The organism is Streptomyces sp. JW3, from assembly GCF_052216785.1.
Classification (GTDB): Bacteria; Actinomycetota; Actinomycetes; order Streptomycetales; family Streptomycetaceae; genus Streptomyces.
Map to the genome: position 1 here is coordinate 112,971 of NZ_JBQOUX010000004.1, position 21,121 is coordinate 134,091.

21 protein-coding genes are annotated in these 21,121 nt (G+C 74.6%); 8 read left to right on the forward strand and 13 right to left on the reverse strand.

Annotated elements, in window-relative coordinates; all coding sequences use genetic code 11:
* Window positions 1–46 precede the first annotated feature (46 nt).
* Window positions 47–2,401, reverse strand: coding sequence for a glycoside hydrolase family 65 protein (locus ACTT8P_RS03465; RefSeq protein WP_442830010.1), 2,355 nt, complete (start codon window positions 2,399–2,401; stop codon window positions 47–49).
* Window positions 2,398–3,141 carry a beta-phosphoglucomutase family hydrolase gene (locus ACTT8P_RS03470; RefSeq protein WP_442830011.1) on the reverse strand — a complete coding sequence of 248 codons (744 nt, stop codon included), beginning with the start codon at window positions 3,139–3,141 and terminating at the stop codon, window positions 2,398–2,400. The genes ACTT8P_RS03465 and ACTT8P_RS03470 overlap by 4 nt, the downstream gene beginning before the upstream one ends.
* Before the next feature lie 75 nt (window positions 3,142–3,216).
* Here ACTT8P_RS03470 and ACTT8P_RS03475 point away from each other — a divergent pair, with 75 nt between their 5' ends.
* Entirely contained in the window at window positions 3,217–3,897 is a 681-nt protein-coding gene (locus tag ACTT8P_RS03475; protein WP_442830012.1) for a nucleoside/nucleotide kinase family protein, read from the forward strand.
* A gap of 632 nt (window positions 3,898–4,529) precedes the next feature.
* On the opposite strand, the gene ACTT8P_RS03480 is transcribed toward ACTT8P_RS03475, so the two are convergent.
* Window positions 4,530–4,928 (reverse strand): DUF3662 domain-containing protein, encoded by a 399-nt coding sequence (locus tag ACTT8P_RS03480; protein WP_442830013.1) that lies wholly within the window; start codon window positions 4,926–4,928, stop codon window positions 4,530–4,532.
* A 52-nt stretch (window positions 4,929–4,980) separates the two neighbouring features.
* Window positions 4,981–5,148: a hypothetical protein gene (locus ACTT8P_RS03485; RefSeq protein WP_442830014.1), complete on the reverse strand. Its 168-nt coding sequence runs from the start codon at window positions 5,146–5,148 to the stop codon at window positions 4,981–4,983.
* 140 nt (window positions 5,149–5,288) lie between these two features.
* On the opposite strand from ACTT8P_RS03485, the gene ACTT8P_RS03490 reads away from it, so the two are divergent.
* The 3 genes from ACTT8P_RS03490 (at window position 5,289) to ACTT8P_RS03500 (ending at window position 9,221) form a co-directional block, all read left to right on the forward strand.
* A complete protein-coding gene (locus tag ACTT8P_RS03490) occupies window positions 5,289–6,203 on the forward strand; it encodes a MurR/RpiR family transcriptional regulator (protein WP_442830015.1) in 915 nt (304 codons plus the stop codon).
* A gap of 84 nt (window positions 6,204–6,287) precedes the next feature.
* Window positions 6,288–6,659 carry a hypothetical protein gene (locus ACTT8P_RS03495; RefSeq protein WP_361175748.1) on the forward strand — a complete coding sequence of 124 codons (372 nt, stop codon included), beginning with the start codon at window positions 6,288–6,290 and terminating at the stop codon, window positions 6,657–6,659.
* Window positions 6,660–6,902: 243 nt separating this feature from the next.
* Window positions 6,903–9,221, forward strand: coding sequence for a SpoIIE family protein phosphatase (locus tag ACTT8P_RS03500; protein ID WP_442830034.1), 2,319 nt, complete (start codon window positions 6,903–6,905; stop codon window positions 9,219–9,221).
* A gap of 82 nt (window positions 9,222–9,303) precedes the next feature.
* Here the strand turns inward: ACTT8P_RS03500 and ACTT8P_RS03505 are convergent, their stop codons facing one another.
* A complete protein-coding gene (locus tag ACTT8P_RS03505; protein WP_442830016.1) occupies window positions 9,304–9,804 on the reverse strand; it encodes a flavin reductase family protein in 501 nt (166 codons plus the stop codon).
* Between the two features lie 19 nt (window positions 9,805–9,823).
* Window positions 9,824–10,669, reverse strand: a complete 846-nt coding sequence (locus ACTT8P_RS03510; RefSeq protein WP_442830017.1) for a hypothetical protein — start codon at window positions 10,667–10,669, stop codon at window positions 9,824–9,826.
* 130 nt (window positions 10,670–10,799) lie between these two features.
* Here ACTT8P_RS03510 and ACTT8P_RS03515 point away from each other — a divergent pair, with 130 nt between their 5' ends.
* Together ACTT8P_RS03515 and ACTT8P_RS03520 are read left to right on the forward strand one after the other, a co-directional pair.
* Complete coding sequence (locus ACTT8P_RS03515; protein ID WP_442830018.1) at window positions 10,800–11,519, forward strand: TetR family transcriptional regulator; 720 nt, start codon at window positions 10,800–10,802, stop codon at window positions 11,517–11,519.
* A 243-nt stretch (window positions 11,520–11,762) separates the two neighbouring features.
* Window positions 11,763–12,179: a Zn-ribbon domain-containing OB-fold protein gene (locus ACTT8P_RS03520; RefSeq protein ID WP_442830019.1), complete on the forward strand. Its 417-nt coding sequence runs from the start codon at window positions 11,763–11,765 to the stop codon at window positions 12,177–12,179.
* Between the two features lie 7 nt (window positions 12,180–12,186).
* Here ACTT8P_RS03520 and ACTT8P_RS03525 read toward each other — a convergent pair whose 3' ends face one another.
* The gene (locus ACTT8P_RS03525; RefSeq protein WP_442830020.1) at window positions 12,187–12,591 is read right to left on the reverse strand and encodes a PPOX class F420-dependent oxidoreductase; all 405 of its coding nucleotides are present in this window, start codon (window positions 12,589–12,591) and stop codon (window positions 12,187–12,189) included.
* Between the two features lie 64 nt (window positions 12,592–12,655).
* Entirely contained in the window at window positions 12,656–13,813 is a 1,158-nt protein-coding gene (locus tag ACTT8P_RS03530) for a MalY/PatB family protein (RefSeq protein ID WP_442830021.1), read from the reverse strand.
* Between the two features lie 85 nt (window positions 13,814–13,898).
* Here ACTT8P_RS03530 and ACTT8P_RS03535 point away from each other — a divergent pair, with 85 nt between their 5' ends.
* Window positions 13,899–15,206, forward strand: a complete 1,308-nt coding sequence (locus tag ACTT8P_RS03535) for a S1 family peptidase (RefSeq protein ID WP_442830022.1) — start codon at window positions 13,899–13,901, stop codon at window positions 15,204–15,206.
* Between the two features lie 38 nt (window positions 15,207–15,244).
* Here the strand turns inward: ACTT8P_RS03535 and ACTT8P_RS03540 are convergent, their stop codons facing one another.
* From ACTT8P_RS03540 to ACTT8P_RS03560, 5 genes are all read right to left on the reverse strand, one after another.
* On the reverse strand, window positions 15,245–16,072 hold the full coding sequence (locus ACTT8P_RS03540; protein WP_442830023.1) for an EamA family transporter: 828 nt from the start codon (window positions 16,070–16,072) through the stop codon (window positions 15,245–15,247).
* A gap of 64 nt (window positions 16,073–16,136) precedes the next feature.
* The gene (locus ACTT8P_RS03545) at window positions 16,137–16,322 is read right to left on the reverse strand and encodes a hypothetical protein (RefSeq protein WP_442830024.1); all 186 of its coding nucleotides are present in this window, start codon (window positions 16,320–16,322) and stop codon (window positions 16,137–16,139) included.
* Between the two features lie 144 nt (window positions 16,323–16,466).
* Window positions 16,467–17,381, reverse strand: a complete 915-nt coding sequence (locus ACTT8P_RS03550; RefSeq protein ID WP_442830025.1) for an SDR family oxidoreductase — start codon at window positions 17,379–17,381, stop codon at window positions 16,467–16,469.
* Between the two features lie 107 nt (window positions 17,382–17,488).
* A complete protein-coding gene (locus ACTT8P_RS03555; RefSeq protein WP_442830026.1) occupies window positions 17,489–18,118 on the reverse strand; it encodes an MBL fold metallo-hydrolase in 630 nt (209 codons plus the stop codon).
* Window positions 18,118–19,206 (reverse strand): S-(hydroxymethyl)mycothiol dehydrogenase, encoded by a 1,089-nt coding sequence (locus ACTT8P_RS03560; protein ID WP_442830027.1) that lies wholly within the window; start codon window positions 19,204–19,206, stop codon window positions 18,118–18,120. The genes ACTT8P_RS03555 and ACTT8P_RS03560 overlap by 1 nt, the downstream gene beginning before the upstream one ends.
* Before the next feature lie 125 nt (window positions 19,207–19,331).
* Here ACTT8P_RS03560 and ACTT8P_RS03565 point away from each other — a divergent pair, with 125 nt between their 5' ends.
* Entirely contained in the window at window positions 19,332–21,086 is a 1,755-nt protein-coding gene (locus ACTT8P_RS03565) for an ABC transporter ATP-binding protein (protein ID WP_442830028.1), read from the forward strand.
* The last annotated feature ends 35 nt before the right edge of the window (window positions 21,087–21,121 follow it).

Below are 21,121 nucleotides of genomic sequence, written 5' to 3' on the forward strand. Positions count from 1 at the left end.
GTCACCCGGCCCGCAGGGTGGATTACGGCCAGTCGCCGGGTCCGGCTCAGCGGGCGTTGGGGCGGCGGTGCGGCGGCTGTTCGGGTTCCGGGCGCGGGGCGAGCGCGGGGACGGCACGGACCACGGGGCCGTCGCCGTCGACGGTGAACTCGGTGCCGTGGTGGCTGACCCGCATCGGCGCTCCGGACAGCAGGGTGTACGTCGTCTTCCCGCCGTCGATCTCCACCCGCAGGCAGCGGCCGCGGAACTGGAGCCGGAAGGCGAGCCGGCTGAACTTCTCCGGCAGCCGCGGGGAGAAGCGGAGCGTGTCGCCGTCCCGGCGGGTGCCGCCGAACCCGGCGACCAGCGCCATCCAGGTGCCGGCCAGGGAGGCGATGTGCAGTCCGTCGCGGGTGTTGTGCTCCAGGTCGGCCAGGTCCATCAGGGCCGCCTCGGCCGCGTAGTCGTAGGCGAGCCGCAGCTGGCCGGTCTGGGCGGCGACCACGGCCTGGCAGCAGGCGGACAGCGAGGAGTCGCGGACGGTGAGCGGCTCGTAGTAGGCGAAGTTGCGGGCGATCTGCTCCGCGTCGCTGTGCGCGTCGAACCAGCTGCCGCAGGTGTACATGGCCAGCACCAGGTCGGCCTGTTTGATCACCTGCTTGCGGTAGAGGTCGAAGTAGGGGAAGTGCAGCATCAGCGGGTACTGGTCGGCGCCGGTGCGGGCGAAGTCCCAGCGCTGGTGACGGGTGAAGCCGGCGTGCTGCTCGTGGACGCCGAGTTCGTCGTTGTACGGGATGTGCACGGACTCGGCGGCGTCCCGCCAGGCGGCGCTCTCCTCGTCGTCGACGCCGTGCCGGGCCGCCTCGTCCGGGTAGCGCTCGCAGACGTCGGCGGCGGCCAGCAGGTTGGAGCGGGCCATCAGGTTCGTGTACAGGTTGTCGTCGGCGACCGCGCTGTACTCGTCGGGGCCGGTGACGCCGTCGATGTGGAAGACGCCGTGGTGGTCGTGGTGGCCCAGCGAGCGCCACAGCCGGGCGGTCTCCACCAGCAGTTCCAGGGCGGTGTCGCGTTCGAAGCCGGTGTCGCCGGTGGCGGCCGTGTAGCGGACGGCGGCGTGCGCGATGTCGGCGTTGACGTGGAAGGCGGCGGTGCCGGCCGGCCAGTACGCCGAGCCCTCCGACCCGTCGATGGTGCGCCAGGGGAAGGCGGCGCCGCGCAGGCCGAGCTGGGCGGCGCGGTCGCGGGCGGCGGGCAGGGTGTCCTGGCGCCAGCGCAGCGCCTCGGCGACCGCCTTGGGCTCGGTGTAGGTGAGCACCGGGAGCACGAACATCTCGGTGTCCCAGAAGGCGTGGCCGTCGTAGCCGGAGCCGGTCAGGCCCTTGGAGGGGATGGCCCGCTGTTCGGCGCGGGCACCGGCCTGGAGGACGTGGAAGAGGCCGAAGCGGACGGCCTGCTGGATCTCCTCGTCGCCGTGCACCTCGACGTCGGCGCGGGCCCAGAACTCGTCGAGGTACTCCTTCTGCTCGGCCACCAGGCCGTCCCAGCCGCCGTGTCCGGCGGCGGCCAGCGCGGCCTCGACCTGGTCGCCCATGGCGGGCCGGGAGCGGGCGCCGGACCAGCCGTGCGCGACGGTCTTGCGCACCCGCAGCCGCTGGCCCGGCGCCAGTACGGAGGTGATGGTCAGCCGCGCCACGTCGTCGCTGGACTCGCTGCCGCTGGTGGTGGACTCGGGGCCGTCCACCTCGTGGTCGGCGGCGACGGCGACCCGCAGATCACTGCGCCGGGTGCGGTGGACCAGGCGCAGGCGGGGGCCGGCGGCACGGTGCTCCTCGGGTTCCAGCGGGGACTTCAGGGCCTTGCTGGCGCGCGGGTCGCCGTTGGGGTCGGGCAGGCTCTCGTTGGCGACCAGCTCCGACTGGATGACCACCCGGATGCGGCTGTCGACGGCCTCCACCTCGTAGTCGACGGCGGCGATGGCCCGCTGGGTGAGGGAGACCAGCCGGGTGGAGCGCACCCGGACGGTCGAGCCGGCCGGGGAGGTCCACTCGCAGACCCGCTCCAAAACGCCGCGGCGCAGGTCCAGGCAGCGTTCGTGGGTGACGAGGCGGCCGTAGCGCAGGTCGAAGGGCTCGTCGTCGACGAGCAGGCGCAGCAGCTTGCCGTTGGTGACGTCGATGACGGTCTGGCCGGACTCGGGGTAGCCGTAGCCGGCCTCGGCGTAGGGCAGCGGGTGGATCTCGTGGACGCCGTTGAGGTAGGTGCCGGGCAGGCCGTGCGGTTCGCCCTCGTCGAGGTTGCCGCGCCAGCCGACGTGGCCGTTGGAGAGGGCGAAGACGGACTCGCTCTGGGCCAGCAGGTCGAGGTTCAGCTCGGTCTCGCGCACCGACCAGGGCTCGACGGCGTAGGCGCGGTTGGTGATCACTCGGCGCCTCCGAGCAGTTCGGCGAGGTCCTTGACCACGCGGTCGGCGCCGTGCGCGTACAGGGCGTCGGTCTGGCCGACGCGGTCGACGCCGACGACGTACCCGAAGTGTCCGGAGCGGCCGGCGTCCATGCCGGCCAGGGCGTCCTCGTAGACGGCGGCGCGGGACGGCTCGACGCCGAGGTCGTGGGCGGCGGCGAGGAAGGTGTCGGGGCGGGGTTTGCCCGGCAGCTTCCGGTCGCGGGCCACGACGCCGTCGATCCGGGTGTCGAACAGGCGCTCGGCGTCGATGGAGCGGAGCACGTCGACGGTGTTGGCGCTGGAGGAGACGACGGCGGTCTTCAGGCCGGCCGCCCGCACCGCCTCGATGTAGCGCAGGGTGCCGTCGTACGCCTCGACGCCGTCGGTGCGGATCTTCTTCAGCAGCAGTTCGTTCTTGCGGTTGCCGAGGCCGTTGACGGTGTCCCGGTCCGGTGGGTCGTCGGGGTCGCCCTCGGGCAGCTCGATCGAGCGGGAGGCGAGGAAGGTGCGTACGCCGTCGGCGCGGGGCATGCCGTCGACGTACCGGCTGTAGTCGGCGTCGGTGAAAGGCCGGAAGCCGGCGCCGTCGCGGGCGCGCAGGAACGAGTCGAACGTCTCCTTCCAGGCGGCGGCGTGCACCACCGCCGTCTTCGTGACGACGCCGTCGAGGTCGAAGAGACAGGCCTGGACGGATTCGGGGAGGCCGAGCTGGGTGGTCATACCCCTGACAGTTCCCCGGCCGGGCACCTCCCATCGGGTGGTCCCCGCCACAGGGCCGGATGGCAGACTCGGGGCGTGCCGCTGACTTTCGACGACCTGCTCGCCCGTGCCCGTGCGCTGCCCCGGGACGGGGGGCGGGCGATCCTCGGCATCGCGGGCAGCCCGGGAGCGGGCAAGACGACACTCGCCGAGCGCCTGGTGCGGGAGCTGAACGGGGCCGGCGGGGCGTGGGCGGCGCACGTCCCGATGGACGGCTTCCACCTCGCCGACGCGGAACTGGACCGGCTGGGCCGCCGGGACCGCAAGGGCGCGCCGGACACCTTCGACGCGGCCGGGTACGCGGCACTGCTGCGCCGGCTGCGGGCGGACGACCCCGGCGAGGTGGTGTACGCGCCCGGCTTCGAACGGGTGCTGGAGCAGCCGATCGCCGGGGTGGTGCCGGTGGGGCCGGCACCGGCGGCCCGGCTGGTGGTGACGGAGGGCAACTATCTGCTGCTGGACGACGGTGCCTGGCGCCGGGTGTGGCGGGCGCTGGACGAGGTCTGGTTCTGCGACCTCGACGAGGCGGAACGGGTACGGCGGCTGACCGCCCGGCACGTGGAGTTCGGCAAGTCGCCCGAGCAGGCGGCGGCCTGGGTACGGCGCTCGGACGAGCCGAACGCCCGCCTGGTCGCGGCGAGCCGGGGACGGGCGGACCTGGTGGTGCCGGGGGCCGCGCTGCCGCGCGGGGGCGGGCGGCCGGGGGACCGCCGGTGACCATGGGCGCCGCCGCCTTGGCCGCGTGGTTGCTGTGCGTGCACGCTGCGGCCCGCTGAGGGGGCGGGCTGACGGGCTGGTGATGCTGAGACCGGCACCGGGCTCGACACCACGGCGTGACGGCGGGCCGCCTCGCGGGGCGGGTGACGGGGGGCGGTAGTTCGCGCGCCTCCGCAGGCCGAGACCGGCACCGGGCTCGGCACCACGGCGTGACGGCGGGCCGCCTCGCGGGGCGGGTGACGGGGGGCGGTGGTGCGCGCGCCTCCGCAGGCCGAGACCGGCACCGGGCTCGACACCACGGCGCGACGGCGGGTCGCCTCGCGGGGCGGGTGACGGGGGGCGGTAGTTCGCGCGCCTCCGCAGGCCGAGACCGGCACCGGGCTCGACACCACGGCGTGACGGCGGGCCGCCTCGCGGGGCGGGTGACGGGGGGCGGTGGTGCGCGCGCCTCCGCAGGGGGCGCTGCGCCGGGCACGGCGGAGGGGCGTCCCCGGCCGGGGGCGCGGCGTCGAGAGCGGCCGAGGGCGTGCCCCCCGCGCAGTGCCGCACCACCCGCGCTCGGGGCTTCCGTCCGGTCGCCGCACCCCGCAGGCGCGTGGGGGTGCCGGGGCCGCCGGTGGCAGGCGTCGTTGTCAGCCCGCGTGCGGGAACGCCGCCGCGCTGACGTGCGGCATGACCCGGCTGGTCACGCTGTAGCGGCCGTTGGGCAGGTCGGCGGACCTGGCGATGTGCACCGCGAGGGGGCCCGCCCACTCGTAGCCCTGCCGCTCGGCGTGCCGGGCCAGGCTGTCGGTGATCGCCTGGCCCACCCGGCCGCCGCGGCGGGTCAGTTCGTCGTGGACCTCGTCGGCGAGGGCGACGTCGTAGGCGTTGGGCACCAGGACGCGGCCCGCGGCGCAGACCACGGCGTTGCTGTCGCACTCGGTGCGCAGCGCGTCCAGGAGTTCCACGGGTTCCTTGTCCAGGACCCTCGCCCACACCGCCGCCCAGCGGCTTTCCAGGGCTTCTTCCAGAGCGCTCAGTGCGCCCATGCGGTCTCACCTGCCGATGTGGGGTGCGAAGCGGTACGCGGGGAACGCGCGGTCACTTCTCGTCGTAGTCGTCGGGGCGGACGTGCGCCTCCTCCAGCGCCTCGCGCATCGTGCGGCCGGTCGCCCCGGCCTGGTGCGGGGCGTCGCCCTCGCGGCTGCCCCGTTCGAGGACCTCGTCGGTCGTGTCGGTCTTCGGCCGGTTCTCTTCGGGGACGGTCATGGCACGGCTCCTCGTCGGTCGTACGGGGTGTGACGAGGCAGCGGGTTCCCGGACCGGGCGCGGCTATCCCTGGGCTATGTTGAACCTTCCTCGGGAGAGGTCCTCGGGAGGGGCCCTCGGAAGACGAAGGAGGCGCTCCGGTGCCATCGCCGCAGCAGGCCCGCGCCCAGGCGTCAGCGATCACCTCGACACCGGCCGCCCCGGAGCCGGAGCTCTCCCCGGCGTCCCGGCTGAGGACGTTGTTCGACCGGCCCCGGCTCTCCCCCGGGCAGCGCCGCATCGCCCAGTACCTGATCGAGAACCTCACCGAGGCGGCCTTCCTGTCGATCACCGACCTCGCCGACCGGGTGGGGGTCAGCCAGCCCTCGGTGACCCGGTTCGCCTCGGCGGTCGGTTTCACGGGGTACCCCGCGCTGCGCGAGCGGCTCCAGTCGCTGACGCTGGCCGCGCGCGGCGGCCCCGCCGAGGAGTACCGCGGCAACGAGCTCCAGGCCGCGGTGGACGCCGAGATCGAGAACCTGGAGAACCTGCGGCGCGACTTCGCCGACCCGCACGCGGTGATCGACACCGGCCGCGCGCTGTCCGAGTCGATGCCGCTGACCGTGCTCGGGCTGCGCATCTCCGTCTCGCACGCCGAGTACTTCGCCTACGCCGCCCGCCGCATCCACCCCGACGTGCGGCTGGTGACGCGCGGCGGCAGCGTCGCCTACGACGCCCTGCTCCAGTCGCGGGAGGCCGGCGGCACCTGGGTACTGGCGTTCTCCATGCCCCGGCACGCCCGGGAGACGCTGCACGCGGTGCGGGTGGCGCGGCGGGCCGGGCTGAGGGTCGCACTCGTCACCGACCTGGCGCTCGGGCCGGTGGTCGACGAGGCGGACGTCGCCTTCGCCACCGGCACCGGGTCCCGGCTGGTCTTCGACTCCTACGCCGCCACCGGGGTGCTGTGCGCGGCACTGCTCCAGGCCATGACCGACGCCGACCCGGAGCGGACCCAGGCGCGGCTGGAGGCGTACGAGCAGCTCGCCGAGGAGCACCGGTTCTTCCTGGGCGACTGATTTTCCGCAGGACCGCGGGAACCGACTCGCATGAATGTTTTCATACTCCTTGAAAACCGAACGGCATATATAAATACTGCTCGCATGTCCCTGACGTCCACGCGCACCGGCCCGGACTGGCCGTGCCAGGTCAAGCCCCCCGGCAGCTACGACTGGGAGCGCTCGGCCGTCAGGTGGCTGCGCGAGCTGGTGCCGGCCCGCTACGCCGGCTACCCCGCCCTGATCCGTCACCCGGTGCTGCTCGCCCGCCACGCGCACCTCCAGGTGCAGCAGGAGATCCGGGTCGCCCGCACCGCGCTCCAGAGCGCCCGGGCCGACCTGCCGCGACTCGGTCTGCCCGAGTCCGTCATCGAGCACACGATCAAGCTGTACGCGGCGGAGATCGGTCAGTTGCAGCACATCGCACGCAGCGTCCGCGCGGTCACGACGGCCCTCACCGACGACGGCGGCCGCTGAGGCGCTCCGGCCCGGAGTCCCGGCGACTGTTCCACCGGTCCCGTGCCGCCCGTACCCGCACGGGAGTCACAGCCCGGCCACCGGGCCCGGACCGGGGCCGGGCGCCGGGGCCGGGCGCCGGCGCCGGGCCCCGAGCGGGTCAACGAACACGGCCCGGTGTGCGATGCTCGTGACGTGACGAGCGAGCACGCCACGCCGGATCTGGCCACCCTGGCCAAGGTCGTCGCCAGACAGCGCGCCGAGATGGACCGGCTGCGCGACCTGGCCGCGACCTCGGCCGTTCTGGAGCGGGCCAAGGGCGTGGAGATGGCCCTGCGCGGCTGCTCGGCCGACGCGGCGCGCGAGGCACTGCTCCAGCGGGCCAAGGCGCGGCGCCGCACGCTGCTGGAGGAGTGCTGGATCACCCTCGGCACGCTGGGCCCGGCGGTCCCCGGCTCCGACCGGACCCCGGAGCTGGCCGTGGCCGGCCCGTCGGGCGGTCCGGCGTCCGGCTCCACCGTTCCCGGAGTCCCGGCGGCGTCCCCCGCCCCGGACGACGTCCCGGCCGCCCTCGCCCGCCTCGCCCGTGCCTTGGTCCGCGTCGCCTCCCCGCAGGAGCTGACCCGCTGCCTGCTGGAACACCTCGGCCCCGAGACCGCCGCCGACGCCGTCCTGCTCTACGCCCGCCTGCCCTCGGGCGCGCTGGAACTGGTCGGGCAGGCCGGTGTCGAGGAGGCGCTGGCCGCCCAGTGGCAGCGGCTGCCCCCGGTCAGCGGTCTGGCCGCGCCGGACGCCCTGCGCGCCGGCGAGCCGCGCTGGCTGGAGGACTTCGACCGCGACCGGGAGCGGTACCTGCTGATCGGCGACCCGCCGGAGCGCTGGCGGTCGCGGGCCTGGCTGCCGGTGCCCGACGGGCAGGCGCCCGGCTTCTGCCTCGGTGTGCTGCGCCGGCGCGGCGGCGCCTTCCCGCCCGACGACCGGGAACGCCTGCTCGCCGTCGCCGGGCTGTGCGCCGGCCGGCTGCGCGCCTTCGGCGCCCGCCAGGAGCCGGCCGGGGACGCCGACGCCGTACAGCGGGTGTTCGACGCGCTGCCGGTCGGGGCGATGCTGCTCACCCCGCTGCGGTCGCCGGCCGGGGAGGTCCAGGACTACCGCATCGACGCCGCCACCGAACCGGCCGGCCGGGCCACCGGCCGCACCGGGCCGGAACTGGTCGGCCGGCGGTTCCTGGAGTGCTTCCCGGCGCTGGCGGGCGAGCCGCTGTGGCCGGCCTGCCTGGAGGCGCTGACCACCGGCCGGCCGTACGAGGGCGAGCCGTTCGCGCACCAGGACGTGGTGGCGGGCACCGCCGAGCTGGCCACGTACTCCGTCCGGGTGGCGCCGCTGGGCGGCGGGCTGGTGCTCACCTGGCTGCGCCACGGCAGCTCCGACCGGCAGGAGCAGCGGCTGGCGGACCTGCAACGGCTGGGCAATCTCGGCTGGGTCAACTGGAACCTGGTCACCCACGAGGCCGGCTGGTCCACCCAGGTCTTCGCCATCTTCGGACGGGACCACGCCCTGGGCCCGGTCCGGCTCACCGAGCTGCCCGGGCTGTGCCTGCCGGAGGACCGGCCGGCGCTGGCCCGGGCCGTGCGGGAGCTGGTGGCCGAGGGCCGGCCGTGCGACGTGCCGTTCCGCACCCGGACCCCGGTCGGCGTCCGGCACCTGCGCATCGCCGCCGAGGCGGCCACGGACGCCGACGGCACCCCCATCGAGGTGCACGGATTCGTGCAGGACCTGACCGCCCGGCGCCGGGTCGAGCTCGCCCTGGTCGAGAGCGAGCGGGCGATGCTGAGCCAGCACGACGTGCTGCGGGCCGAGCGGGCCCTGGCCGCCCAGCTCCAGCACGCGCTGCTCCCGCTGCCCAAGGGGCGGCTGCGGCTGGCCGGGCTGCGCGTCGAAGTCTCCTACCTGCCCGCGCAGTCGGGGGTGCACGTCGGCGGTGACTGGTTCAGCGCGATCGAACTCCCGGACGGCGACGCGCTGCTGGTGGTCGGCGACGTCGCCGGGCACGGCGTGGACGCGGTCGCCACGATGGCCCAGCTGCGGTTCACCGCCAAGGGCATGGTCATCACCGGGTCGTCGCTGACCGGTGCGCTGACCCGGCTCAACACGCTGCTGCTGCACTCCCGGGACACCCACGGCACCGCGACCCTGGTGCTGGCCCGCTACGAGCGCGCCCGGCACCGGCTGGTGTGGGCGCAGGCGGGCCATCTGCCGCCGCTGCTGGTGCGCGACGGCACGGCGCGCTACCTCGACCGGCCGCGCGGCATGCTGCTCGGCGCGACGCCGTCCCCGGCGTTCGAGGAGGCGGAGTGCGTGCTGCGGCCGGGCGACCGGCTCGTCCTGTACACCGACGGCCTGGTCGAGCGGCCGCCGGAGAACATCGACCGGGGCCTGGAGCGGCTCGCGAAGGCCGCCGCGGCGTCCGTCACGGACACTCCGGACTCGCTGGGCCCGCTGCTGGCCACGCTGCTGGAAGGGGAGGAGCGCCGGGACGACGTCTGCGTCCTGGACGTCCGGGTTCCGGACGAGGCCGCTTGAGGGTCCTGGCCGTCCGAGCGCCGGACGAGGCCGCTTGAGCGGCACGCGGAGGCGGCGGCCGGGGACCGGCGGGCGGTGCCGGTCAGTCCACCGGGTGACCGGGGTGGATGCCTCCGGCGTCCCGCTGCCGCAGCAGCGGCCGCTCCTTCGCCGCCCGCCCGCCGCACTCGACCGGGTCGAGGACGAAGGCGACGTGGTCGCCCCCGTCGGCCCGGCGCACGATCCGCCCGACGAACCACGCCTCGGCGTCCGTCAGGACCACGGCGCCGCCGGGCCCCTCGCGCCACCGGACGTCGCGGAACTTGTCCGTGCGGTGACCGGTCCGGCCGCCGAACAGCTCCGCCAGGTCCCGCTGGTGGCGGGCGAGCAGATGGACGGCGAGGAACTCCGCCGCGCGGGCCACCTCGTAGGTCCGGTTGACCTCGGACAGCCAGACCGCGAACCGCACCGGCCGCAGCGAGCACTGGGAGGCGAAGCCGACCAGGCAGCCGGCCCGCTCCCCGCCCGCCGCGGCCGTCACCACGCACAGGTCGGGATCGAGCCGGCCGAGAAACGCGTCCAAGTCCACCGTGTGCTGCGCCATGTACGTCCGACTACCGCGATCAGGCCGCCAGAAACCGGTGCAGCGACCGCGTGAACGCCGCGACGAAGGCGTCCTGGCGGGCGTCGTCGAGCGCGTCCAGGGACAGGTACGGGTTGAGGTCCTCCAGCTCCACCAGCAGCAGTTCGCCACCGGGTGCCCGGCAGGCGTCGACCCGCTGGATGCCGTGCCCGAGGGTGTTCCAGTCGATGAAGCGCCGGGCGAACACCAGGTCGGCCGAGGTGGGCCGGTAGGGCGCCAGTTCCCAGCGCCGGTCGGGGCGCGGGGCGTACAGGGCGTACTGGAAGTCCTGGTCGACGAAGTAGAAGGAGACCTCGTAGGTGAAGTCGATGTGCGGCTGGACGAGGAGGCCCCCCGCCGCCGCGGCCTCGGTCTTCAGCGCGGCGAGCACCTGGTCCGCCGGGACGGTCCGCAATCCCACCGAGTCGGCGCCGAGGGCGGGCTTGAGGACGTAGCGGTCGGCCGCGGGCAGCCGGTGCGGGCCGTCCGCCGCGGCCGCGGTCGGGATGACCGGGTAGCCGGCCTCGGTCAGCTCCGTCAGGTACCGCTTGCCGGCCATGTCGGCCCGGCCGGTGAGCTCGTTGTAGACGCGGGTCCCGCGCTCGGCCGCCCGCGCGCGGAAGTCGGCGTAGGCCCGCGGGTACGTCAGCACCGGGCCGCTGTTGCGGATCACTACGGCGTCGAAGGCGTCCATCAGCGACGCGGCGTCCCGCGGATGGCACAGCGCCAGGTCGAACTCCGTGCGCAGCCGGGCCGTGAGGAAGATGTCCTCGTCGCAATACCGCCGCCCGCCGGCCCGGTAGGCCAGGTCGGTGACGTACAGGAGGCGGGGGCGGGCGGCCGGCATGCGCGACTCCGGGGCTCTTCGGGGACGACTGGGTCCGATCGTAAGTGACCGCCCGCCGCGAGAGCACTCAGTTCCTCCGTTGGCTGCACCGAGTGCCATCGCGGCCGGTCAGGTGCTACGTTCGGCGTCCATGAACCCCAGCAGTGCGCCGCCGCGCCGCGCCGGGCGGCCGCCGATGCGCGAGGCCCTGGTCGCGGCGGCCTTCCGGCTGTTCTTGGAGCGGGGCTACGAACAGACCACCGTCGACGACATCGTGGCGCTGGCCGGGGTCGGACGGCGGTCGTTCTTCCGCTACTTCCCGTCCAAGGAGGACGTGGTCTTCCCGGACCACGAGCGGTGCCTGGCCGACATGACCGCCTTCCTCGACGCCTCCCCCGCCGACGCCGAACCGGTGCGCCGGGTCTGCGACGCGGCCCGGCTGGTGCTGCGGATGTACGCCGAGAACCCGTCCTTCTCGGTGCAGCGCTACCGGCTGACCAAGCGGGTCCCCGGGCTGCGCGCGTACGAACTGTCGGTGGTGTGGCGCTACGAGCGGACCCTCGCCGCCTATCTGCGCGGCCGGTTCGCCGGCCGCCCGGACGGGACGCTGCGGGCCGATGTGATCGCCGCGTCGGTGGTCGCGGCGCACAACAACGCGCTGCGCGGCTGGCTGCGTTCGGACGGCGTGGACGACGCGGGCGCGGCGGTGGACCACGCGCTGGGGTACGTGCAGACGGCCTTCGGCACCGGCCCCTCGCCCGCGCCGCCCGCCGTGGCGGGTGCCGAGGACGTGGTGGTGGTCGTCGCCCGGCGGGACGCACCGCTGTGGCGGGTGGTGCGGGAACTGGAGTCCGCGCTCGGCCGGGGCTGACCACGCGGCCGACCGCGGCGGTTCGGTGGCGCACGGGTTCGGTGGCGAGCGGGTTCGGCGGCGCACGCGTTCGGTGGCGCGCGGTTTCGGTGGCGCGCGACAAGTGAATGATACGGAGTGCCTTTACTGCTGACACTGAGTGCCATACTCTGCTGTCGTGCACGGTGGCACCAGGGACCGCGCACACGCGTGCCCGGGGACGGCGCACGCGGCTTTCCGGCCGAGCGCAGGGAGTTGACCAGCGTGTACCACCACCACTCAGGAAGCGTCGCCCAGCAGACCGCCGGCCCCGCGGCAGGGGTGCTCGAAGCCGCCGCCCCGGTCACGGACGCCCTCGTCTTCCAGCGCTGCACCTGGTGCGGAACCGCCATGTACCACCGGGTGCTGTGTCCGGTGTGCCGGGGCAGCGAGCTGCGTACGGAGCGCAGCGCGGGCACCGGGACGGTGCGGCACTCCACGGTGGTGCACCGCAACACCCCGGCGACCCGCAATGTGTCGCTGATAGAGATGACGGAGGGTTTCGTGCTGCGCGGCCGGGTCATGGGCCCGCCGCTGGGCATCCACAGCGGGGACCGGGTGCGGCTGTCCACGGCCAAGGACCCGGTGCGCGGCGAGCCGGTCTTCCAGCTCGTCGACGAGCCCTACCGGGCCTGGACCTGAGTGACCGTCAGGTACCGGTGCCGGCCCGGGGCGTGAGGGTGACCCGGATGCCCACGGTGCCGCTCGGGCCGCGGCGCAGCCGGCTGCCGAGGAGGACCAGCCGGCCGCTGATCCCGTACTTGCGGGCGATCAGCTTCCGGTAGCGGGCGGTGGTCGCCGCGTCGCAGATCTCCGCGGCCGCGGGGATCAGGTCGCCGGTCGGGTTGCCGCGCACGTCACAGGGGCCGACCAGGACCTCGGCGCGGTGCCGGACCCGCTTCACCTTCCAGGAGCCGGCGACCGTCCAGACCCCGAGCGCGTCCCCGTCGCGCACCACCCACACCGGGGTGGCGACCGGGGTGCCGTTCTTCCGGTAGCTGGTGAACAGCAGATAGCGGCCCGCGCCGAGCCGGGCCAGTGACGCCTCGTCCATGGTCGGGCAGTCTAGGCGCCGGCGCCGTCCCCCACGAGGGTGCCGCCCCGCTCGGCCGACGCGTTCAGGACAGGGCGGACGCCATCCGGCGCACCGCCTCGGTGAGCACCTCCGGGGACGTCGCCAGGTTGAGCCGTACGTGCCCGGCGCCGCCGGTGCCGAACGGGAGGCCGGAGTTGACGGCCACCCGGCCGCGCCGCAGGAACACCTCGGCCGGGTCGGCGCCGAGGCCGAGCGTGCGGCAGTCCAGCCAGGCGAGGAAGGTGGCCTCCCCCGGGTGGTGCACGACGCCGGGCAGCCGCTCGGCCAGCAGCGTGGTCACCAACCGCCGGTTGGCGTCGAGCCCGGTGCGCAGGGCGTCCAGCCAGGCGGTGCCGTCGCGCAGCGCGGCGGTGTGGGCGAGCACCCCGACGTGGCTCGGTCCGTGCCCGACCTCCTCGGGCATCCGGGCCAGGTCGGCCGCCGCTCCCGGGCCGGCCACGGCCAGCGCGGCCTTGAGGCCGGCCAGGTTCCAGCCCTTGGACGCCGACATCAGCGACAGGCCGCGGTCGGCGCCGGGCACGCTCAGGTACGGCACGAACCGCGCGGCCGGCGAGACCACCGGGGCGTGGATCTCGTCGGCGACGACCCGCACCCCGTACCGCTCGGCGAGCGCCGCGACGGCGGTCAGCTCCTCGGCGGTGTGCACGGTGCCGGTGGGGTTGTGCGGACTGCACAGCAGGTAGGCGGCGCGGAAGCCGGCCGCCGCGCACCGCCGGAAGGCGTCCTCCAGCGCGCCGAGGTCCAGGCGCAGGTCCGGGCCGAGCGGGGCCTCGACGACCCGGCGGTCCAGGTGCGTGACGAACTGGTAGAACGGCGGGTACACCGGCGGGTTGACGACCACCGGGTCGCCCGGCCCGGTGACCAGTTTGAGCATCTCGACCACGCCCAGCATGACGTCGGGCACGACGGCGGTCCGCCGCACGTCGAGCCCGTCCCACTCCCACCGCCGGCCGGCGAACCCGGCCAGGGCCTCGGCGTAGGCGGTGCCGGCGGGGTAGCCGGTGTCGCCCAGTTCCATCGCCTCGGTGACGGCGCGCACCACGGGCGCGGCGAGCGGCACGTCCATCTCGGCCACCCACAGCGGCAGTACGTCGGCGGGGTAGGTGCGCCACTTCATGCTCGTACGGCGCCGCAGGTGGTCGAGGGTGAGGGCGCGCAGGGGGTTCGGTTCACCGGTCATGGCCCAGAAGATACGGGCTGAACGCCGCCGGTCCCACGGACGTATGGAGGGGCGACCGCGCCGCTCCGGCCTCGGGAGAGCACGTATGAGCCATGCACGACGACGCATCGTCCGGCGAGCGGTACGGCTGGCGGCCGTCGGCGGCCTGCTGCTCGGGGGGACGATGGTGACCACGGCGGTCGCGGACGAACCCGCCGCCGGCCGGGCCGAGGGCGCGGCCGAACTCGTGGCCCGGCTCGGGGCGTCGCGTACCGCGGGGCACTGGATCGGGGCGGACGGGCGGCCGGTGGTCGCGGTCACCGACGCCGCGACGGCCGCCGAGGTCCGTCGTGCGGGCGCCACCGCGAAACGCGTGCCGCACAGCATGCGCGAGCTGAAGTCGGCGACCGCGAGCCTGCGTTCGCTGCCCCGGGTGGCCGGGACCGCGTGGACCGTGGACTACCGGTCGAACGAGGTGGTGGTACGGGGTGACAGCACCGTCTCGCCGGGCGACTGGTCGAGGGTGACGGACGCGGCGCGGGAGTTCGGCGGCTTCGTCCGCACGGAGCGCACCGAGGGCGCCTTCACCCCGCGGGTCAACGGGGCGCAGCCCATCCTGTCGACGGCGGGGCGCTGCTCGGCCGGGTTCAACGTGACCGACGGCAGGACCGACTTCATCCTGACGGCCGGGCACTGCGGGCCGACCGGATCGGTGTGGTTCGCCGACGGCCGCGAGGTCGGGCCGACGGTCGCCGGGAGCTTCCCCGGTGACGACTTCTCGCTGGTGGAGTACGCGAACGGCGACGCGGGCGACGGCGGTGACGTGGTGGCGGTGGGCGACGGCAAGGCGGTGCGGATCACCGGCGTCGGGGAGGCGGCGGTGGGTCAGCGGGTGTTCCGCAGCGGCAGTACCAGCGGGCTGCGGGACGGCCGGGTGACGGCGGTGGACGCGACGGTGAACTATCCGGAGGGGACGGTCACCGGCCTCATCGAGACCGATGTGTGCGCGGAGGCCGGGGACAGCGGCGGCCCGCTGTTCTCGGAGGGGGTGGCGCTCGGCATCACGTCGGGCGGCAACGGTGACTGCGCCAAGGGCGGTACGACGTTCTTCCAGCCGGTGCCGGAGGCGCTGGAGTCGCTCGGGGTGCGGCTGCTCGGCGATGCCCCGGCCGCTTCCGGGGCGGCCGCGTCCGCCGCGCCGGCGGCGTCGGGGGCGTCCGCGCCGGGCGGGACGGCGGCGCTGCCGGGCACCGACGCCTCGACGCTGCTGGCCCGCCTCACCGACCGCGAGACCGTGGGGCCGGGCCTGCTGGTGGCCGCCGGCAGTCTGCTGATGTGGGTCGCCGCCCGCTGGATCCGCACCGAGCACGACCGCAAGGCGTACCGGCGCCGCTACTCGGCGACCTGGAGCTGAGCCCGGTCGTCCCAGGAACCCTTGGCTGAGCCCGGTCGTCACCCCAGGGTGAGCAGCACGGTGGCCGCCGCCGCGCCGATCAGGCCGGCCGTCTGCCGCCGGGTGAGCCGTTCGTGCAGGAGAGCGAGTCCGAGCAGGACCGGCAGTGCGGGGTAGAGCGAGGCGAGGACGACGGCGACGGCCAGCAACTGCCGCTGCGCGGCGAGGAGGTAGAGGATCAGGCCGAGGGCGGCGCCCGCGCCGATCAGCAGCGCCTCGGCGCCCCGGCGCGGCGACGTCCGCAGCCGTTTCGGGTGCCGGGCGACGGCCGGCAGGAGCAGGAGCACGGCGGCGACCCGGCCGGCGGCCACCGGCCACAGGCCGCTGCCGGGACCGGCCTGCCCGAGGGCGAGGTACTGCACGGCGACCCCGGCACTGGCCAGGAGCCCGTCGGTCACGGCGGGACCGCGGCCACCGCCGTCGCCGCCCGACACCAGCCACAGCGCGGGCACCGTGACGACGATGCCCGCCCAGGCCACGGTACCGGGCCGGTCGCCGAGGACGAGGACCCCGCACAGCACGGACAGCGCGACGCCGGTGACGGCGCTCACCGGCACCACGACGCTCATCGTGCCGCGGCTCAGACCCCGGTTGAGAAAGAGCATCGCGGTGCCGCTGCCGAGGCCGGACAGCGCGCCCCACAGCAGGTCGGCGCGGTCCGGCGCCGGCGCGGTGACCAGGAGCGCGGCCAGGCCGGCGAGCAGCAGCCCGCCGGCCTGGCCGAGGAAGGAGACGGTGACGTGATGGACCCGGCGGGAGAGCAGGCCGCCCGCGAAGTCGACGAGGCCGTAGCAGACGGCCGAGGCCAGTGCGAGAAGGGCTCCCATCCGGTGGGGGTGCCCCGGACGGAAGCCGCGATGCGTTGCCGAGAAGCGGCCGGGAGAGTGGCGGTCAGGCCGCCTTGACCGGATGCGGGGCCGCGGCGGCCCACTCCAGGACGAGCCGCTGGTACTCCTCGCGCTGCTCGCCGCTCAGCGTCCCGCCCGACCGGTGCCACAGGGCCCGGATCTCCTCGTTGACCTCGGCAGCCGATCGCTCGGAGGAAGGATCAACAGTGGTGGACATGCTGTGAAGCATACGGCCCGGCACGTGAAGGCACCGTGAGTAATCGCGAGCTAAACGGACATACCGGACCGTGTCTCTGGTCACGTCATATGCCGCTCGCTGTGCGGGAGTTCACATCCGGGGCCGAGGCGGCAGGTCAGCGCGGTGCGTCGCCCGTCAGCGGTATCCCGTGACGTCCGCCGGCCGGTCCCGGTCCTGGACCTCGGTGAGGTAGCGCCAGGCGTCGGGGCGGCTGCCGTCCAGGTCGGTGAAGCCGTACTCCCGGGCGAGGCCGCCGCTGGAGCGGGAGCGGCCGTTGTGGCGGGCCACGTCCGGGTCGGCGGCGAGCGCGGTGACGGCGCGGCCGACGTAGCGGGGTGTCTCCGAGATGGCGAAGTGGGGGGTGGCCGGCAGGGCGTCGCGCCAGTTCTCCTCCCGTACGCCGAAGTGGTCGAGCATGATCTCCGAGCGGAGCCAGCCGGGGGTGAGGGCCAGCGCGGTGGCACCTCGGGGGCCGAGTTCATGGCCCAGGGCGAAGGCCATCCGCAGTACGGCTGTCTTGGCGAGGTCGTAGAAGAAGGAGACCCGGTAGTGGTCGCGGTTGTACTCGGCGGTGCCGTCGGTGACCTCGACGACCAGGCCGCCGGGCCGGCGCAGCAGCAGGGGCAGGGCGTGGTGGCTGGTCACGGCGTGGGTCTCGACGGCGAGGCGGAGCAGCCGCAGGCCGCGGTCCAGGTCGTGTTCCCAGACCGGCACCTCCCACTCGAACAGGTTTTCGCCGCCCCAGATGTCGTTGACCAGGACGTCCAGGCGGCCCTGTTCCGTGCCGATCCGGTCGACGAGGGCCGCGACCTGGTCCGGTTCCAGGTGGTCGACGGGGACCGCGATGCCCCGGCCGCCGGCCGCGGTGACCAGGTCGGCGGTGTCCTCGATGGTCTCGGGGCGGTCGTACTCGGAGCGCCGGGCGCGGGTGCTGCGGCCGGTGACGTAGACGGTGGCGCCGGCCGCGCCGAGTTCGACGGCGATGCCGCGTCCGGCGCCCCGGGTCGCCCCGGCGACGAGGGCGACCCGGCCCGCGAGTGGTGCTGCCATGTCCGGTGTTCCGTTCTCTTCGGGGAATCCTCGTGCGTTCCCGCCGAGGATTCCCCGGAAGCCGGACATCTTCTGTCGCCTTTATGGGCGCTTGCCGGCGAGGTCCCTCAGTGCCCGCGCTTGATCCACTCGTCCAGCCCCGGAGCCTCCGCGCCGATGCTGGTGGCGGCGCCGTGGCCGGTGAGGACTTTCGTCTCGGGCGGCAGCGTCAGCAGCCGGTCGCGGATCGAGTCGATGATCGTCGGGAAGTGCGAGAAGGACCGGCCGGTGGCGCCGGGACCGCCCTGGAAGAGGGTGTCCCCGGTGAAGACGGCACCGAGCCCGGGGTCGTACAGGCACACCGCGCCGGGCGCGTGCCCCGGCGTGTGCAGCACGGTCAGGTCGGCGCCGGCCGCCTCGATCACCTGGCCGTCGGCGAGCCGGCCGTCGGGTTCCCGGTCGGGGTGGGTCTGCCGCCACAGCGGGAGGTCGTCGGGGTGCAGCCAGATCACCGCGCCGGTGCGCTCGGCGAGCGCGGGCGCGGCGTTGACGTGGTCGTTGTGGGCGTGGGTGCAGACGACGGCGGTGAGCCGGCGGTCCCCGACGGCCGCCAGGATCGCGTCGGCGTCGTGCGCGGCGTCGATGACGACCACCTCCTGGTCGTCGCCGACCAGCCACACGTTGTTGTCGACGTCCCAGGTGCCGCCGTCCAGGCTGAACTGCCCGGAGGTGGTGACGAGTTCGATACGGGTGGCCATCAGAGGACCACCACCGAACGCAGCACGTCGCCGCCGTGCATCCGCTCGAACGCCTGCTCCACCTCGGCCAGCCGGATCGTCTCGGTGACGAACTTGGCCAGGTCCAGCCGGCCCTGGAGGTGCAGGTCGATCAGCATCGGGAAGTCCCGGGACGGCAGACAGTCGCCGTACCACGACGACTTCAGGGCACCGCCGCGGCCGAAGACGTCCAGCAACGGCAGCTCCAGCTTCATCTCGGGCGTCGGAACGCCGACCAGGACGACCGTGCCGGCCAGATCGCGGGCGTAGAACGCCTGCCGGTACGTCTCCGGGCGGCCGACCGCCTCGATGACCACGTCGGCGCCGAAGCCGCCGGTCAGCTCGCGGATCGCCTCGACCGGGTCGGTGCCGCGGGAGTTGACGGTGTGGGTGGCGCCCATCGCGCGGGCGGTCGCCAGCTTGCGGTCGTCGATGTCCACGGCGATCACCTTCGAGGCGCCCGCCAGGTGCGACCCGGCGATCGCCGCGTCCCCGACCCCGCCGCAGCCGATGACCGCGACGGTGTCGCCGCGGCCCACGTTGCCGGTGTTGATGGCGGCGCCGAGGCCGGCCATCACCCCGCAGCCGAGCAGCCCGGCCACCTCCGGCGCGACGGCCGGGTCGACCTTGGTGCACTGTCCGGCCGCGACCAGCGTCTTCTCGGCGAAGGCGCCGATGCCGAGCGCCGGGGAGAGCTCCTGCCCGGTGGAGGCGAGGGTCATCTTCTGCTCGGCGTTGTGGGTGTCGAAGCAGTACCAGGGCCGACCGCGCAGACAGGCCCGGCACTTGCCGCACACGGCACGCCAGTTGAGGATCACGAAGTCACCCGGGGCCACGTCGGTGACGCCCGCGCCGACCGACTCGACCACGCCCGCGGCCTCGTGGCCGAGCAGGAACGGGTAGTCGTCGCTGATGCCGCCCTGCTTGTAGTGCAGGTCGGTGTGGCACACGCCGCAGGCCTGGATCCGGACCACGGCCTCGCCGGGGCCGGGATCGGGCACGACGATCGTCTCGATCCGCACCGGCTGGTCCTTGCCCGGTGCGATCACGCCGCGTACTTCCTGCGCCATGGTGCTGACTCCTTGCTTTCGGCGGTTCGGCCAGGGTGGTATCCCTGCCGACCCTAGCCGCAAGCCCTCGGCACGGCGCCGCCGACGTAACCTGAGTCGTCCCGCCGACCTCCCGAAGGAGCACCGTGAGCGTCATCGCAGAGGAGACCGGCCCGCCTCCCTGGCGGCTGCTGCTGAGCTACATACGGCCGCACCGGTGGACCCTGCTCGGTGGCGCCGTGCTGACGCTGCTCACCGGGGTCACCGGACTGCTGCTGCCGCTGGTCGCCCGCGAACTGATCGACGACCTGTCGCACGACCGGGCCATCGCCGGCGCGCTGCTCGCCATGTCGGCGCTGGTGATCGTCAACGCGGTGGTGGGCGCGCTGGGTTCGTACGTGCTGCGGCGCACCGCCGAGTCGGTGGTGCTCGGCGCGCGGCGCGCCCTGTCCTCGTATCTGCTGCGGCTGCGGATCACCGCCGTGGACCGTACCGAGCCCGGCGATCTGATGGCCCGGATCACCTCGGACACCACCCTGCTGCGCACGGTCACCTCCGAGTCCCTGGTGGGTCTGGCCACCGGCGGACTCACCCTGCTCGCCACGGTCGTGATGATGGGGCTGGTCGACGCCGTGCTGCTCGGCGTCACCCTGGCGGTGATCGTCGGCGCGGGCGTGGTGATCGGGCTGATCGCGCCGCGGATCAACCGGGCCAGCAAACAGGCCCAGCAGGCGGTGGGCCTGATGGGCGCCGCGCTGGAACGGGTGCTCGGCGCGCTGCGCACGGTCAAGGCGTCGGGCGCCGAGCACCGCGAGGAACGCGCCCTGCACGAGGCGGCCGAGGAGTCCTGGCGGCAGAGCGTGCGGGCCGCCAAGTGGTCGGCGGCGGCGGGCAACACGGCGGGGCTCGCCCTCCAGATCGCCTTCATCACCGTCCTCGCGGTGGGCGGCGCGCGGGTCGCCACCGGCGCGATCGACATCGGCACCCTGGTCGCGTTCCTGCTGTACGTGTTCTTCCTGATCTCCCCGCTCCAGCAGGTCATCGGCGCGGTCACCCAGTACCAGACGGGCGCGGCGGCCCTGCTGCGCATCCAGGAGGCGCTGAGCCTGCCCGCCGAGCCGGCGCCGCGCGCCGCCCCGCTGCCCTCCCCCGGCACCGAACCGGCCACCGTCGCCTTCCACGACGTCCGCTTCCGCTACGCCGACGACCTGCCGTACGTCCACCACGGCGTGACGTTCGCCGTGCCCGCCCGCGGCATGACGGCCTTCGTCGGCCCGTCCGGCGCGGGCAAGACCACCGTGTTCTCCCTCGTCGAGCGGTTCTACGACCCCGAGTCCGGCACCATCACGGTGGACGGCCGGGACCTGGCCGACTGGGACCTGGCGGCGCTGCGGTCCGCGATCGGGTACGTCGAGCAGGACGCGCCGGTGCTGTCCGGTTCCCTGCGGGACAACCTGCTGCTCGGCAACCCGGAGGTGGACGACGACGCGGTCGCCCGGGTGGTGAAGACGACCCGCCTGGACGGGCTGGTCGCCCGGCTGCCCGACGGGCTCGGCACGCTGGTCGGACACCGCGGCACCAAGCTGTCCGGCGGTGAGCGGCAGCGGGTCGCCATCGCCCGGGCGCTGCTGCGCCGCCCCCGGCTGCTGCTGCTCGACGAGGCGACCTCGCAACTGGACGCGGTGAACGAGGCGGCGCTGCGCGACACGGTGGCGGACGTGGCCCGGACCACCACGGTGCTGGTCGTCGCCCACCGGCTGTCCACGGTGACGATGGCCGACCGGATCGTGGTGATGGACGCGGGCCGGGTCCGCGCGGTCGGCACCCACCGGGAACTGGTGGCCGCCGACCCGCTGTACGCGGAGCTGGCGGCGACCCAGTTCCTGGCCGCGAGCGGCTGACCCGGGCCCGGACGCGAGGGAGGGCCGCCCGGACG

What these genes read in the sequence shown, in the direction of transcription:
- ACTT8P_RS03470 (WP_442830011.1), bottom strand. Translation starts at nt 3,141, where the DNA reads ATGACCACCCAGCTCGGCCTCCCCGAATCCGTCCAGGCCTGTCTCTTC.
- ACTT8P_RS03480 (WP_442830013.1), bottom strand. Translation starts at nt 4,928, where the DNA reads ATGGGCGCACTGAGCGCTCTGGAAGAAGCCCTGGAAAGCCGCTGGGCG.
- ACTT8P_RS03485 (WP_442830014.1), bottom strand. Translation starts at nt 5,148, where the DNA reads ATGACCGTCCCCGAAGAGAACCGGCCGAAGACCGACACGACCGACGAG.
- ACTT8P_RS03495 (WP_361175748.1), top strand. Translation starts at nt 6,288, where the DNA reads ATGTCCCTGACGTCCACGCGCACCGGCCCGGACTGGCCGTGCCAGGTC.
- ACTT8P_RS03500 (WP_442830034.1), top strand. Translation starts at nt 6,903, where the DNA reads ATGGACCGGCTGCGCGACCTGGCCGCGACCTCGGCCGTTCTGGAGCGG.
- ACTT8P_RS03505 (WP_442830016.1), bottom strand. Translation starts at nt 9,804, where the DNA reads ATGGCGCAGCACACGGTGGACTTGGACGCGTTTCTCGGCCGGCTCGAT.
- ACTT8P_RS03510 (WP_442830017.1), bottom strand. Translation starts at nt 10,669, where the DNA reads ATGCCGGCCGCCCGCCCCCGCCTCCTGTACGTCACCGACCTGGCCTAC.
- ACTT8P_RS03515 (WP_442830018.1), top strand. Translation starts at nt 10,800, where the DNA reads ATGAACCCCAGCAGTGCGCCGCCGCGCCGCGCCGGGCGGCCGCCGATG.
- ACTT8P_RS03525 (WP_442830020.1), bottom strand. Translation starts at nt 12,591, where the DNA reads ATGGACGAGGCGTCACTGGCCCGGCTCGGCGCGGGCCGCTATCTGCTG.
- ACTT8P_RS03530 (WP_442830021.1), bottom strand. Translation starts at nt 13,813, where the DNA reads ATGACCGGTGAACCGAACCCCCTGCGCGCCCTCACCCTCGACCACCTG.
- ACTT8P_RS03535 (WP_442830022.1), top strand. Translation starts at nt 13,899, where the DNA reads ATGAGCCATGCACGACGACGCATCGTCCGGCGAGCGGTACGGCTGGCG.
- ACTT8P_RS03540 (WP_442830023.1), bottom strand. Translation starts at nt 16,072, where the DNA reads ATGGGAGCCCTTCTCGCACTGGCCTCGGCCGTCTGCTACGGCCTCGTC.
- ACTT8P_RS03545 (WP_442830024.1), bottom strand. Translation starts at nt 16,322, where the DNA reads ATGCTTCACAGCATGTCCACCACTGTTGATCCTTCCTCCGAGCGATCG.
- ACTT8P_RS03550 (WP_442830025.1), bottom strand. Translation starts at nt 17,381, where the DNA reads ATGGCAGCACCACTCGCGGGCCGGGTCGCCCTCGTCGCCGGGGCGACC.
- ACTT8P_RS03555 (WP_442830026.1), bottom strand. Translation starts at nt 18,118, where the DNA reads ATGGCCACCCGTATCGAACTCGTCACCACCTCCGGGCAGTTCAGCCTG.
- ACTT8P_RS03560 (WP_442830027.1), bottom strand. Translation starts at nt 19,206, where the DNA reads ATGGCGCAGGAAGTACGCGGCGTGATCGCACCGGGCAAGGACCAGCCG.